The organism is Streptomyces sp. CB01881 (assembly GCF_002953255.1).
Classification (GTDB): Bacteria; Actinomycetota; Actinomycetes; order Streptomycetales; family Streptomycetaceae; genus Kitasatospora.
Window position 1 is genome coordinate 6,327,908 of the sequence record NZ_CP026498.1, and the last position, 15,403, is coordinate 6,343,310.

The window sequence follows — 15,403 nt, forward strand, 5'->3', positions numbered from 1 at the left end:
GCGCGGTGATTGCTCGCACCGTCCTGGTTGATCGCCGAACCGCGGACCACGGCCAGCACCTCGTGCCCGAGCCGGCGCGCGTCCGACAGCCGCTCCACCAGGAGCACGCCGGCGCCCTCGCCCCAGGCCGTGCCGTCGGCCTCCTCCGAGAAGGCCTTGATCCGGCCGTCCGGGGCCAGGCCCCGCTGGCGGCTGAACTCCACGAACACCTCGGGGGTCGCCATCACCGCCACGCCGCCGACCAGGGCGAGTTCGCACTCGTTCCGCTGGAGGGCCTGGATCGCCCAGTGCAGCGCGACCAGCGAGGACGAGCACGCGGTGTCGACCGACACCGCCGGGCCCTCCAGGCCGAAGGTGTAGGAGACCCGGCCGGAGACCGCACTGCCCATCGCGTGGCTGGTCGGGTAGTCGTGGTACATCACGCCGGTGAAGACGCCCGTCCGGCTGCCCTTGAGCGAGGCCGGGTCGATGCCCGCCCGCTCGATCGCCTCCCAGGACGCCTCCAGCAGCAGCCGCTGCTGCGGGTCGAGGGCCAGCGCCTCGTTCGGGCTGACCCGGAAGAAGGCCGCGTCGAACTCCGCCGCGTCGTGCAGGAACCCGCCCTGGTTGACGTAGGTGGTGTCGGGGCGTTCCCGCGTCGGGTCGTGCAGGCGCCCGGTGTCCCAGCCCCGGTCCTCGGGGAACTCGGAGACCGCCTCCCGGCCCTCCACGACCAGGTCCCAGAGCTCGTCGGGCGTGGTGACGCCGCCGGGGTAGCGGGCGGACATGCCGACGATGACGATCGGGTCGTCGGACGAGGCGGCGGTCGCGACGGCGGACCGCCGGTCCGCGGCGTCGTCGGCCGAGCCGACCAGCGACTCGTAGAGGTGCCCCGCGAGCGCCGAGGACGACGGGTAGTCGAACACCAGGGTCGCCGGGAGCCGGAGGCCGGTGGCGGTGTTGAGCCCGTTGCGCAGCTCGACGGCGGAGAGCGAGTCGAAGCCCAACTCGCTGAAGGCGCGCTCGGGTTCGATCGCGTCCGGCGAGCTGTGGCCGAGCACGCCCGCGACCTGGGCCCGGACGACCTGCAGCAGCAGGCGCTCGCGCTCCTCCCGGTCGAGCCCGGCGAGCCGGCCGGCCAGCGAGTCGGCGCCGCCCGCCGGCCCACCGCGCGCGGCCGTACGCCGGGCCACCGGGACGACGCCGCGGAACAGCGCGTCGAGGTCCTCGCCCTGGGCGCGCAGGGCCGCCGTGTCGATCCGGATCGGGGCGAGCGCGGGCTCGCCGGTCGCGCGGGCGGCGTCGAAGAGCGCGAGGCCCTCCTCCGCGCCGAGCGGCACGATGCCGCCGCGCGCCATGCGGGCGCGGTCGGCCTCGCTCAGGGTGCCGACCATGCCGCCGCCCTCGGCCCAGGGTCCCCAGGCGAGCGAGGTGGCGGGCAGACCGGCCGCGGCACGCCGCTCGGCGAGCGCGTCCAGGAAGGCGTTGGCCGCCGCGTAGTTGCCCTGGCCGGGGACGCCGAGGACACCGGCGGCCGAGGAGAAGAGGACGAACGCCGTCAGGCCGAGTCCGGCGGTCAGCTCGTGGAGGTGCCAGGCGGCGTCGACCTTGGGGCGGAGCACGGCATGCAGCCGCTCGGGGGTCAGCGACGCGATGGTGGCGTCGTCCAGGAAACCGGCCGCGTGCACGACCGCGCGCAGCGGCCGGTCGGCCGGGACGGCGGCGAGCAGCGCCGCCAGGGCGTCCCGGTCGGCGACGTCGCAGGCCTCGACGGTGACGCTCTCGGCGCCGGCCCTGGTCAGGGACGCGCGCAGCTCCTCCGCCCCGGGGGCGGCGGCGCCGCGCCGGCTGACCAGCAGCAGGTGCCGGACGCCGTGCTCGGTGACGAGGTGGCGGGCGAGGAGGGCGCCGAGCCCGCCGGTCGCCCCCGTGAGCAGCACGGTGCCCGCCGTGTCCCAGCCCTGCCCGGCCGTCCCGGCGGAGCCCTCGGCGGACTCCCCGGCGGAGGCCGCGGGGACGGCGGCGCGGGCGAGCCGGGCGGTGGTGACCTCGCCGCCGCGGATCGCCAGGCGGTCCTCCCCGGCGGCCACCGCGGCCGGCAGGGCACGGGCCGACGCCGGGTCCTCGTCGAGCTCGACGAGGACGATCCGGCCCGGGTTCTCCGCCTGGGCCGAGCGGATCATCCCGCTGACGGCGGCCCCGACCAGCGGGAGGACACCGTTGGACGCACCGGCCCCGGGGACCACCACGACCAGCCGCGACCCCTCCGCCCCGGCCTCGGCGAGCCTGCCCTGGACGGCGGTGAGCACCCGCTCCGTCTCGGCGTGCACGGCGCTCACCGGGTCCTCGTCGGATGTGACGGTCCAGCCGGCCGGGAACAGTACCTGGTCGGCCGGCCCGCCGTCCGGCACCGGGACGACGCCGAGGCGCCCGGCCCAGTGGGCGGTGTCCGCCCCGGACACCGCCCAGGTGCCCTGGGCGGCGCCGCCCGTGACGGGCGTCCAGGAGACCCGGAAGAGCGAGTCGTGGTGCGCGGCCGCCGCGGCCTTGATCTGCGCGGCCGAGACCGGCCGGACGGCGAGCGAACCGACCGAGGCGACGGGGCTGCCGGTGGCGTCCGCGAGGTCCAGGGCCGCCGCGTCCCGGCCCGGCACCCGCCGGACCCGGACCCGCAGGTGCGTCGCACCGGTCGCGAAGACCTCGACATCGGACCAGGCGAACGGCAGGCCGCCCTCCGAGACCGCGTCGGAGACGCTCACCGCGTGCAGGGCCGCGTCGAAGGCGGCCGGGTGGAGGGCGAACAGGTCGGCGTCGGCCTGCGCGCCGTCCGGGAGGACGACCTCGGCGAACACCTCGCCGTCGCGGCTCCAGGCGGCCGTCAGCCCCCGGAACAACGGCCCGTAGGCCAGGCCGCCGGCGACGAAGTCGTCGTAGACGGAGTCGATCGCGACCGGCTCGGCGCCCTTGGGCGGCCACGCCGCGAAGTCGAAGGCGGCGGCGCCCCGGCCCGGGGCGAGGACGCCGGTGGCGTGGCCGGTCCAGGCCGTCTCGGTGTCGGCGTCGGCGTCGCGCGAGTAGATCCGCACGTTCCGGACGCCGCCGTCGCCCGCCGCTGCGAGCAGGACGAGCACCTGGACGGCGCCGCGCTCCGCGAGCACCAGCGGCGCTTCGAGGACCAGTTCCTCCACCCGGTCGCAGCCGGCCTGCCGGCCCGCACGGAGCACCATCTCGATCAGTGCCGTGCCCGGGACCACGACGGAGCCGGACACCACGTGGTCGGCCAGCCAGCCGTGGGTGTCGAGGGAGAGCCGGCCGCTCAGCACGGTGCCGCCGGAGTCGGGCAGTTCGACGGCCGCACCGAGCAGCGGGTGCTCGGTGGCGACGAGCCCGAACGCCGACACGTCGCCCGTGTCCTGCGTGGCGCTGAGCCAGTAGTGCTCGTGCTGGAAGGCGTAGGTCGGCAGGTCGACGCGGTGGGCGCCGGTGCCGGTGAACAGCGCCGTCCAGTCGACGTCCGCACCCGCCTCGAACACGGCGGCGAGGGCGGCCAGCAGGGCCGGGGCCTCGTCGCGGCCCTTGCGCAGGGCGGGGACGAGCAGGGCGTCGTCGGCCTCGGCCAGGCAGGCCTGGGCCATGCCGGTGAGCACCCCGTCCGGGCCCAGCTCCAGGAAGCGGGTCACGCCCGCCTCTTCGAGGGAGCGGGCGCCGTCGGCGAAGCGCACGGCCTGGCGGACGTGGCGCACCCAGTACTCCGGGTCGCACAGCTCCTCGCCGGCGGCGATCCGGCCGGTGACGTTGGAGACCACGGCGACCTTGGGCTCGGCGAACTCCAGACCGGTGACGACCGCGCGGAACTCCTCCAGCATCGGCTCCATCAGCGGCGAGTGGAACGCGTGCGACACCGTCAGCTGCTTGACGCCGGTGCCCGCCGCCTCCAGCTTCTCCACGATCTTGCGGACCGCCTTCTCGGCGCCCGAAATCACCACCGAGGAAGGCCCGTTGACCGCCGCGATGCCCGCCTCGGCCTCATGGCCCTTCAGCAGCGGCAGCACATCGGCCTCGGAGGAGCGGACGGCGACCATCACGCCGCCGGCCGGCAGCGCCTGCATCAGCCGGCCACGCGCGGCCACCAACTTGCAGGCGTCGGCCAGCGACAGCACCCCGGCCACGTGCGCGGCCGCGATCTCACCGACCGAGTGCCCGGCCAGGAAGTCGGCCCGCACACCCAGCGACTCCACCAGACGGAACAGCGCCACCTCGACGGCGAACAACGCCGACTGCGTGTACACCGTGTCATCCAGCGACCCGCCGTCGCCCGCGATCACCCCGCGCAGCGAAACACCCAACTCGGCGTCCAGCAGCGCACACACCTCGTCCAACGCGGACGCGAACACCGGGAACGCCGACGCCAGCCCGGCGCCCATCCCCACCCGCTGGCTGCCCTGCCCGGTGAACAGGAACGCCGTCTTGCCCTCCAGCCGGCGCCCGGCCCGCACACCCTCCAGGGCGGCCGTCAGCTCCTCCAGGCCCGAACCCAGCACCACCGCCCGGCGGTCGAACACCGCCCGCGAGGACGCCAGCGAGAACCCGGTGTCCAGCACCGACGCCGAACCGGCCGCCGCGAACTCCCGCAGACGGTCCGCCTGCGCCCGCAGCGCGGCCTCCGTCCGGCCCGACACCACCCACGGCACCGGCACACCCGACGGCCAGCCCGCACCCGGCTCCTCGACAACGTCCTCCGCCGCCGGGGCCTCCTCCAGGATCACGTGCGCGTTGGTGCCGCTCAGGCCGAAGGAGGAGACACCCGCCCGGCGCGGCCGCTCGCCGCGCTCCCAGGGAGTGCGGGCCAGCAGCAGCTCCACGTGCCCGGCCGACCAGTCGACGTGCGTGGACGGGGTGTCGACGTGCAGGGTCTTCGGCAGCACCTCGTGCTGCAGCGCCTGCACCATCTTGATGATCCCGGCGACGCCGGCGGCGGCCTGGGTGTGGCCCAGGTTCGACTTCACCGAGCCCAGCCGGAGCGGGTGTTCGGCGGTACGGCCCTGGCCGTAGGTGGCGAGCAGCGCCTGCGCCTCGATCGGGTCGCCCAGCGTGGTGCCCGTGCCGTGCGCCTCCACCACGTCCACGTCCGCCGTGGACAGGCCCGCGTTGGCCAGCGCCGCCCGGATCACCCGCTGCTGCGACGGACCGTTCGGCGCGGTGATGCCGTTACTCGCACCGTCCTGGTTCACCGCCGAGCCGCGGACCACCGCGAGGACGGGGTGGCCGTTGCGGCGGGCGGCCGAGAGCCGCTCCACCAGCAGGACGCCGGCGCCCTCGCTCCAGCCGGTGCCGTCGGCGGCGTCGGCGAACGCCTTGCAGCGGCCGTCGGCCGCCAGCCCGCGCGCCTTGCCGAAGGCGATGAACGGGTCGGGCGTCGCCATCACGGTGACACCGCCGGCCAGGGCGATCGAGCACTCGCCCCGGCGCAGCGCCTGCACGGCCAGGTGCAGGGCGACCAACGAGGACGAGCACGCGGTGTCCACCGACACCGCCGGCCCCTCGAAGCCGAACGCGTAGGAGACCCGGCCGGACAGCACCGCGCCGTTGGTCCCGGTGGTCATGTAGGCCGCCGACTCCTCCGGCAGCTTCATGCCGAAGTAGGACTGGCCGTTGGTCCCGACGTAGACACCGACCGGGCCGCCCTTGAGGGAGTCCGGCGAGATCCCGGCCCGCTCGAACGCCTCCCAGGACGCCTCCAGCAGCAGCCGCTGCTGCGGGTCCATGGCAATGGCCTCACGCGGGCTGATGCCGAAGAACTCGGCGTCGAACCGGGCGGCACCGTGCAGGAACCCGCCGCTCCGGGTGTAACCGCTGGCCGCCTGCTCGGCGTCCGCGTCGTACATGCCGCCGACGTCCCAGCCACGGTCCTGGGGGAACCCGCCGATGGCGTCCGTCTCGTTGAGGACCAGGTCCCAGAGGTCTTCCGGGGAACGCGTGTCACCCGGGAAGCGGCAGGCCATCCCCACGATCGCGATCGGCTCCGCCTCGATGTCGCGCAGCCGCTCCCGCGTCTGGGCGAGGTCGGCGGTCGTCCGCTTGAGGTAGTCGAGCAGCTTCTTTTCGTTCCCCATCAGGGCCTCACCAATTCTGTTGAGAAAGAGTCCAGGAACCTGGTCACGCGATCCCGAGTTCTTTGTCGATGAAGTCGAAGAGTTCGTCGGCCGAGGCGTCCTCCAGCTGGTCGGCGACCGTGCCGGCCCCCCGGGTGCCCTGGGCCTCGTTCACGCGGGCCACCAGGGCCTGGAGGCGGGAGAGGACCTGCGTCCGCTCGATCTCCTCCGGGGCGAGGGACGCCACCACGGCCTCCAGCCGGTCGAGTTCCGCCGCGACGCCGGCCGCGCCGCCGCTGCCCGCCGGTGCCAGCTCGCCGTGCAGGTGCTCGGCCAGGGTGGTGGGGTTGGCGTAGTCGAAGAGCAGCGTCGCCGGGAGCTTCAGCCCGGTGGCCGCGTTCATCCGGTTGCGGAACTCGACGGCGGTCAGCGAGTCGAATCCCATGTCCTTGAAGGCGCGGCCCGGCTGGACGGCGTCGGGGCCGTCGTGGCCGAGCACCGTGGCCACCTGGCCGCGGACCAGCCCGAGGATGGTGCTGCGCTGCTCGCCGCCGGTGAGCGCGCCCAGCTCGCGGGCCAGCGCGGAGGCGTCGGCCGGGCCGCCCGCCGCCGGGCCGCCCGCCGGACCGGCTGTCGCGGCCTTCACCTCGGGCAGTGCGCCGATCAGCGGGCTGGGCCGGCCGGCGGTGAAGGCGGGTGCCAGTTCCGCCCAGTCGGCGTCGACCACGCCGATGACGGCCTCGCCGCGCTCCAGCACCTCGTGCAGGGCGTTCACGGCGAGCTCCGGGTCCAGCTCGGTCAGGCCGCGCCACCAGGCACGCTCCTGGATCTCTTCCTGGGTGGCCATGCCGCCGCCGCCCCACGGGCCCCAGGCCACGGAGGCCGCCGGCAGGCCCTGCGCCCTGCGGTGCTCCGCCAGCGCGTCGAGGTAGGCGTTGGCCGCGGCGTACGAGGCCTGGCCGGCGCCGCCGAGCAGGCCGGCGATCGAGGAGAACGACACGAAGGCGGTCAGTTCGAGGTCCCGCGTGAGGTCGTGCAGGTTGCGGGCGGCCTCGATCTTGGGCCGCAGCACCCCGGCGATCCGCTCCGGGGTGAGCGAGCCGACCGTCCCGTCGTCGAGCACGCCGGCCGCGTGCATGACGGCGGTCAGCGGGACGTCGGCGGGCAGCTCCTTCAGCAGCACGGCGAGGGAGTCGCGGTCGGCGGCGTCGCAGGCGGCCACCGTGACGCGGGCGCCCAGGCGGGTGAGCTCCTGGGCGAGCTCGGCGGCGCCGGGGGCCTCGATGCCGCGCCGGCTGGTGAGCAGCAGGTGCTCGGCACCGGCCCGGGCCAGCCAGCGGGCGACGTGCGCGCCGACGGCGCCGGTGCCGCCGGTCACGAGCACCGTGCCGGTGGGCCGCCAGGCGACGCGCGGCGGGCTGGTGTCGGCGGTGGCCCGCTCCAGGCGGCGGACGAAGGTGCCGGAGGCCCGTACCGCGAGCTGGTCCTCGCCCGCCGGGTCGGCGAGGACGTCGGCGAGGCGGGCCAGCAGCGCGGCGTCGGGGGCCCCGGTGGCGGGGAGGTCGACCAGACCGCCCCAGAGGCCGGGGTTCTCCAGGGCGACGACCCGGCCGAGGCCCCAGACCAGGGCCTGTCCGGGGTTCGGCAGCTGTTCGGAGCGGCCCGCGGCGACGGCGCCGCGCGTCACGCTCCACACCGGCGCGGCCGTGTCCAGGTCGGCGAGGGCCTGGACGAGCGCCACGGTGGTGGTGAGGCCGCGCGGGGCGGCGGGGGCGCCGGCGTCCGGCTCCGCGTCCTGGCCGAGCAGCGACACCACGCCGTTCAGCGGCGCCGCACCGGCGAGTGCCGCGGTGAGCTGCGCGGTCAGCGCCGCCCGGTCGGCGCCGGCCCCGGCGACGCGCAGCGTCAGGAGCCGGGCGCCACGCGCCTCAAGGGTCCGCGCGACGGCCCCGGCCCACTCCTCGTCCACGCCCTCGGCGGGCAGGACGAGCAGCCAGCCGCCGGTGAGCGCACCACCGGCGGCGCCGGTGTGGGGCCGCCAGCCGATCCGGTAGCGCCAGCCCTCGACGGTGGCGTGCTCGACGCTGCGGGTGCGCCAGTCGGCGAGCAGCGGGAGCAGCGTCTCCAGGGAGGAGCGGCTGTCGCCGTCCGCGTCGAGAACGGTGGCGAGGTGGTCGAGGTCCCGGTGCTCGACGGCGGACCAGAAGGCGCCGTCGCCCGCTCCCGGGCCCGGGCGGGCGCCGTCGGCGCCGTCCTCGGGCTCGGCCCAGTACCGCCGGCGCTGGAACGGGTAGGTGGGCAGGCCGACCCGGCGCCGCCCGGTGCCGGCGAGCGGCGCGGCCCAGTCCACGTCGACGCCGCGCAGGTGCAGGGCGGTGAGCGCGGCGGTCAGGGCGCGCGGCTCGGGGGTCCCGGCGCGCAGCAGCGGGACGGTGAGGACGTCCTCGTCGAGGGTCTCGCCCGCCATCGCGGTGAGGGTGGCGCCGGGGCCGATCTCCAGGCAGGTGGAGACGCCCAGGGCGGCCAGCGCGCGCAGCCCGTCGTGGAAGCGGACGGTGCCGCGGACGTGGCGCAGCCAGTAGTCGGGGGTGCGCAGGTCCTCGCCCTCGGCGAGCGCGCCGGTCACGTTGGAGACGACGGGCACGGCGGGCTCGTGGAAGGTCAGCCCGGACAGCACCCCGGCGAAGTCGGCCAGCATGCCGTCCATCCGCGGGGAGTGGAAGGCGTGGCTGACCCGCAGCCGACGGGTGCGGGCGCCGCGGTCGGCCAGCAGGCCGGCGACCTCGGCGACGGCGTCCTCGTCGCCGGAGAGGACGACGGCGGACGGCCCGTTGACCGCCGCGATGCCGAGCCGGTCCGCGCGGCCCTCCAGCAGCGGCAGCACGTCCTGCTCGGCGGCCTGGACGGCGGTCATCGCGCCGCCCTCGGGCAGGGCCTCCATCAGCCGGCCGCGGGCGGCGACCAGGGCCGCCGCGTCGGCCGCCGAGAGCACCCCGGCGACGTGGGCCGCGGCGATCTCGCCCACCGAGTGGCCGATGAGCACGTCGGGGCGGACCCCGAAGGACTCGACCAGCCGGTAGAGGGCGACCTCGGTCGCGAAGAGCGCCGCCTGGGTGAAGACCGTGCGGTCGAGCAGCGCGGCCTCGGGCGAGCCCTCGGGGGCGAACACCACCTCGCGCAGGGGTCTGGGCAGCCGGGTGTCCAGCTCGGCGCAGACCGCGTCGAAGGCCTCCGCGAAGACGGGGAAGGCCTCGTACGCCTCGCGGCCCATGCCGGGGCGCTGGGCCCCCTGGCCGGTGAAGAGGAAGGCCGTCCGGCCGCCGCCGCGCACCGCGCCGCCCGCGTCCTCGCCGGTGGCGATCCGCTCCAGCGCGGCGAGGAGTTCACCGCGGTCCGCACCCGCGGCCACGGCCCGGTTCTCGAACAGCGAGCGGGTGGTGGCCAGGGAGTACGCGATGTCGGCGGCGTCCAGGCCGGCGCGGTCGAGCAGGTCGGCGTGCAGCCGCGCGGCCTGGGCCCGCAGCGCGTCCTCGCCCCGGGCGGAGACCGGCCAGGCCAGGTACGGCGCGGGGGCGGGCCGCGGCTCGTCGGCGGCGTCCTCGGCGTCGGGGAGGGACTCCTCGATGATGGCGTGCGCGTTGGTCCCGCTGATCCCGAAGGAGGAGATGCCGAACCGCCGGGGCCGCTCGCCCCTCGGCCACGGCACCTCGTCGTTCAGCAGCTGCACCCGGCCGGCCGACCAGTCGACGTGCGGGGTCGGCTCCCCGGCGTGGATGGTCCGCGGCAGGGTCTCGTGCTGGAGCGCGAGGACCATCTTCATCACGCCCGCGACACCGGCCGCGGCCTGCGGGTGCCCCATGTTGGACTTGATCGAGCCGAGCCAGAGCGGCCGGTCCTGCGGCCGGTCCTGGCCGTAGGTGGCGAGCAGCGCCTGCGCCTCGATCGGGTCGCCCAGCGTCGTGCCGGTGCCGTGCGCCTCCACCGCGTCCACGTCGGCGGCGACCAGCCCGGCGTTCTTCAGCGCGGCCCGGATCACCCGCTGCTGCGCGGGCCCGTTGGGCGCCATCAGGCCGTTGCTGGCGCCGTCCTGGTTCACCGCGGAGCCGCGCACCACCGCGAGGACGGGGTGGCCGTTGCGGCGCGCGTCCGAGAGCCGCTCCAGGACGAGCATCCCCGCGCCCTCCGACCAGCCCGCGCCGTCGGCGTCGGCGGCGAAGGACCGGCAGCGGCCGTCCGGGGAGAGCGCCCGCTGCCGGCTGAACTCGATGAACAGCTGCGGGGTCGCCATCACGCAGACGCCGCCGGCGAGGGCGAGCGAGGAGTCCCCGGCGCGCAGCGACTGGCAGGCCAGGTGCAGCGCCACCAGCGAGGACGAGCAGGCGGTGTCCGTGGTGACGGCGGGCCCCTCCAGCCCGAAGGTGTAGGAGACGATGCCGGAGACGATGCTGCCCGCCGTGGTGCTGCGCGGGTAGTCGTGGTGCATCAGCCCGGCGAAGACGCCCGTCCGGCTGCCGCGCAGCGTCTGCGGGTCGATGCCGGCCCGTTCGAGCGCCTCCCAGGACACCTCCAGCAGCAGCCGCTGCTGCGGGTCGGCCTCCGGCGCCTCGCGCGGGCTGAGCCCGAAGAAGCCGGCGTCGAACTCGGCCGCGTCGTGCAGGAAGCCGCCGCGGCGGACGTACGTCCGGCCCGGCTTGCCCGGCTCCGGGTCGTACACCGCTTCGGTGTTCCAGCCGCGGTCGGCGGGGAAGTCGGACACCACGTCGGCGCCGTCGGACACCAGCTGCCAGAGGTCCTCGGGGGTGGTCACCCCGCCGGGGTAGCGGCCGCTCATGCCGATGATCGCTATGGGTTCGTGCCGGGCGTCCTCCGCCTCCCGCAGCCGGCGACGGGTCTCCTGGAGGTCTGCCGTCGCCCGCCTGAGGTACTCGCGGAGCTTGTCGTCGTGCGCCATCGCTGTCTCAGCCTTCTGGGAGGGGTCGGGAGGGGCGAACGGGAGGGCCGGGGCCCGGGCCGGGTCCCGGCGTGCGGGCGGCGGACCGGGTCCCCGGCCGCCGGGTGGCGGCCGGGGACGCCCGGAGGGGAGGTGGAGCCGGTCAGCCGATGCCGAGCTCGTTGTCGAGGAAGTCGAACAGCTCGTCGTCGGTGGCCTCGTCGAACCGCTGGGCCGTGCCGTCCCCGTCGGGCTGCTGCTCCGTCCACCGGCGCAGCAGGCCCTTGAGCCGGGCGGTGACGGCGGCATGGTCCTCGTCCGGACCGGCCTGCGCCAGCGCGACCTCCAGCAGTTCGAGCTGCGCGTCCAGCGACTTGGGGGCGGCGTCGGCCGGGGCCAGCGCGGCGCCCAGGTGCTGGACCAGGGTGGCCGGCGTGGGGAAGTCGAACACCAGGGTGGTCGGCAGCCGCAGGCCGGTGGCCTTGTTCAGCAGGTTCCGCAGCTCGACCGCGGCCAGCGAGTCGAAGCCCATGTCCTTGAACGCCCGGTCCGGGTCCACCGAGTCGGCGGACGCGTGGCCCAGCACCCCGGCGACGTGCTCGCGCACCAGCGCCGAGATCTGGCGGGCCCGGTCGGCCTCGGAGAGCTCGGCCAGCCGTGCGGCGAAGCCCCGGTCGGGGGCGGCCACCGCCGCGGCGGCCCGCCGGTTGCGGCGGCGCGTCGGGGCCCGGCCCATGCCGCGCAGGGCGGTGGGCAGGTCGTCGGTCCGGTTGGCGAGGGTCGCGAAGTCCAGCCGGATCGGGACCAGGACCGGGTCGCCGGAGGCGATCGCCGCGTCGAACAGGCGCAGCGCGTCCTCGGTCTCCAGGGGCGGCATGCCCAGCCGGTTCATCCGCTGGAGGTCGGCGTCGCCCATCTGGCCGGCCATGCCGTCCGTGGACGCCCACAGCCCCCAGGCCAGCGACACGGCGGGCAGTCCGGCCGCCCGCCGGTGCTCGGCGAGCGCGTCCAGGAAGACGTTCGCCGTGGCGTAGTTGGCCTGCCCGCCGCCGACCAGCAGCCCGGCCGAGGAGGAGAACAGGACGAACGCGCTCAGCCCGAGGTCCCGGGTCAGCTCGTGCAGGTGCCACGCGGCGTCGGCCTTCGGCCGCAGCACCCCGTCGAACCGCTCGGGGGTCTGGGTGCCGATCGTCCCGTTGTCCGCGATGCCCGCGGTGTGGACGACCCCGCTGAGCGGCGGCCGGCCGGCCGGGGCCGCGGCGAGCACCGCCGCCAGGGCGTCCCGGTCCGAGACGTCGCAGGCCTCGATGGCGACGGTCTCGGCGCCGGCCTCGGCCAGCGCCGCCCGCAGCTCCTCGGCGCCGGGAGCCGCGGCGCCGCGGCGGCTGAGCAGCAGCAGGTGCCGCACCCCGTGCCGCTCCACGAGGTGACGGGCCACCAGGGCGCCGAGCCCGCCGGTGCCGCCGGTGACCAGCACCGTGCCGTCGGGCCCGAAGATGCCGGTCCCGGCGTCCTCGGCCGGCACCGGGGTGCGTCCGAGTCGCGGCAGCAGGACCGCCCCGGCCCGCACGGCCGCCTCGGGCTCGCCCGACTCGACGGCGGACCGCAGCGCGGCCAGCGTGCCGCGCCGGCCGTCCCAGTCGATCAGCGTCAGCCGGTCCGGGCTCTCCGCCTGGACCGACCGGACCAGGCCCCAGACCGGCCCGGTCACCACGTCCACCGCGGTGTCGCCCGCGCTCACCGCGCCCGAGGTCACCACGACCAGGCGGGAGGAGGCGAACCGCTCCTCGGCCAGCCAGGCCTGCACCTCGGCCAGGACCCGCCCGGCCACGGCCCGCAGCTCGGCCGGCACGTCCCCGGCCTCGGCGGCCGGGTCGGGCAGGCAGGGCAGCAGCACCACGTCCGGGACGGGCGCGCCGTCCCCGACGGCGGCGGCCAGCGCGGCCACCGACGGGTAGCCGGTGGCGGCCCGCCCGGCCACCGCCGCCCAGGCGTCGCCGACCTGGCCGGCGACCGCCCAGCGCTGCGCGGCGCCGGTGGCGGGGGTGCCGAACACGGCCGACTGCCAGCCCAGCCGGAAGAGGTTCTCCACGTTCTCGGCCTGGGCGACGCGCAGCTGCTCGTCCGAGATCGGCGGCGCGAGCAGGTGGTGCACCGCGGCGATCGGGGCACCGGTCGCGTCGGCGATGTCGACCTGGGCGGTGTCCGGGCCGTTGGAGTCGCAGCGCACCCGGATCGTGGTGACCCCGGGGGCGAACAGCCGGATGCCGTGCCAGGAGAACGGCAGCCGGGGCACGCTCGGGCCGCCCGGCTCGATGAACAGCGAGGCGTGGAACGAGGCGTCCAGCAGCGCCGGGTGGAGTCCGAACACCTCGCCGTCCGCACGGGACTGGCGCGGCAGCGTGATCTCGGCGAAGACCTCCCGGCCGTTGCGCATCCAGGCGCGCCGCAGGCCCTGGAACACCGGTCCGTAGCCGTAGCCCCGGCCGACCAGGCCCTCGTAGGCGCCCTCGACGGGCACCTCCTCGGCGCCCTCCGGCGGCCAGGCCGTCAGGTCGTAGAGCTCGCCCTCCTCGACCTCGTCCCCGACGATGCCCTCGGCGTGCCGGGTCCACGCGGAGTCGGGCCCGGCGTCCTCGGACTGCGAGTACACCGACAGCGTGTGCTTGCCGGCCTCGTCCGACCCGCCGATGACCACCCGCACCCGCATCCCGCCGCGCTCCGGGATCACCAGCGGCGCGCCGATCGTCAGCTCCTCGACCACCCCGCGGCCGACCTCCTGGGCACCCCGCAGGGCCATCTCCACGAAGGCCGAGCCGGGCAGCAGGACGGTGCCGAACACCGCGTGGTCGGCCAGCCAGGGGTGGCTGTCCAGGCCGAGCCGGCCGGTGAGCACCACGCCGTCGGAGTCCGGGAGTTCGACCACGGCGCTGAGCAGCGGGTGCGCGGTCGCCGCCAGGCCGTGGGCCGCCGCGTCCCCGGCGTTCGCGGGGCCGGCGTCGAGCCAGAAGCGCTCGTGCTGGAAGGCGTAGGTCGGCAGGTCGGTGCGGCGGGCGCCGGTGCCGTCGAACAGCGCCGTCCAGTCGACGTCCGCACCGGCCTCGAACACGCCCGCCAGGGCGGCCAGCAGGACCGGGACCTCGTCACGGCCCTTGCGCAGGGCGGGCACGAGCAGGGCGTCGTCGGGCTCGGCCAGGCAGGCCTGGGCCATGCCGGTCAGCACGCCGTCCGGGCCCAGCTCCAGGAACCGGGTGGCCCCGGCTTCCTCAAGGGAACGGATGCCGTCGGCGAAGCGCACGGCCTGGCGGACGTGGCGCACCCAGTACTCGGGGTCGCGCAGGTCCTCGCCGGCGGCGATGCGGCCGGTCACGTTGGAGACGACCGCCAGCTTGGGCTCGGCGAACTCCAGGCCGGTGACGACCGCGCGGAACTCGTCCAGCATCGGCTCCATCAGCGGCGAGTGGAACGCGTGCGAGACGGTCAGCTGCACGGAGGCGATGCCGCGCTCCGTGAGCTGCGCGACCACCTCGCCGACCGCCTTCTCGGCGCCCGAAATCACCACCGAGGAAGGCCCGTTGACCGCCGCGACGCCCGCCTCGGCCTCATGGCCCTTCAGCAGCGGCAGCACATCGGCCTCGGACGCCCGGACGGCGACCATCACACCACCGGCCGGCAGCGCCTGCATCAACCGGCCCCGCGCCGCCACCAGCTTGCACGCGTCGGCCAGCGACAGCACCCCGGCCACGTGCGCGGCCGCGATCTCACCGACCGAGTGCCCGGCCAGGAAGTCGGCCCGCACACCCAGCGACTCCACCAGACGGAACAGCGCCACCTCGACGGCGAACAACGCCGACTGCGTGTACACCGTGTCATCCAGCGACCCGCCATCGCCCGCGATCACCCCGCGCAGCGAGACACCCAACTCGGCGTCCAGCAGCGCGCACACCTCGTCCAGCGCGGACGCGAACACCGGGAACGCCGACGCCAGCCCGGCGCCCATCCCCACCCGCTGGCTGCCCTGCCCGGTGAACAGGAACGCCGTCCTGCCCTCGGAGCGCCCGGCGCCGACCTCGGCGCCGTCACGCGCGGCGAGCTTCTCCAGCCCCACCATCAGCTCGGTCCGGTTGCCGCCGAGGACGACGGCCCGCCGGTCGAGGACGGCACGCGAGGAGGCCAGCGAGAAGCCGAGGTCGAGCGGCGACTCGTCGGTGCCGGCCGCGAACTCCCGCAGCCGTCCGGCCTGTTCCCGCAGCGCGGCCTCCGTCCGGCCCGACACCACCCACGGCACCGGCACACCCGACGGCCAGCCCGCACCCGGCTCCTCGACAACGTCCTCCGCCGCCGGGGCCTCCTCCAGGATCACGTGGGCGTTGGTGCCGGAGATCCCGAACGAGGCGAGGAG

3 protein-coding genes are annotated in these 15,403 nt (G+C 76.2%); all 3 read right to left on the reverse strand.

Annotated elements, in window-relative coordinates; all coding sequences use genetic code 11:
- Positions 1–6,092, reverse strand: a 6,092-nt coding sequence (locus C2142_RS17330; protein WP_174315708.1) for a type I polyketide synthase, incomplete at its 3' end; no start/stop codon positions are given.
- A gap of 43 nt (positions 6,093–6,135) precedes the next feature.
- Positions 6,136–11,022 carry a type I polyketide synthase gene (locus C2142_RS17335; RefSeq protein ID WP_148643479.1) on the reverse strand — a complete coding sequence of 1,629 codons (4,887 nt, stop codon included), beginning with the start codon at positions 11,020–11,022 and terminating at the stop codon, positions 6,136–6,138.
- A 142-nt stretch (positions 11,023–11,164) separates the two neighbouring features.
- On the reverse strand, positions 11,165–15,403 hold a 4,239-nt coding region (locus C2142_RS17340; protein ID WP_241002636.1), incomplete at its 5' end, for a type I polyketide synthase.

Bases quoted from the DNA above. Each gene is read 5' to 3' on its own strand.
- C2142_RS17335 (WP_148643479.1), bottom strand. From the start codon at position 11,022: ATGGCGCACGACGACAAGCTCCGCGAGTACCTCAGGCGGGCGACGGCA.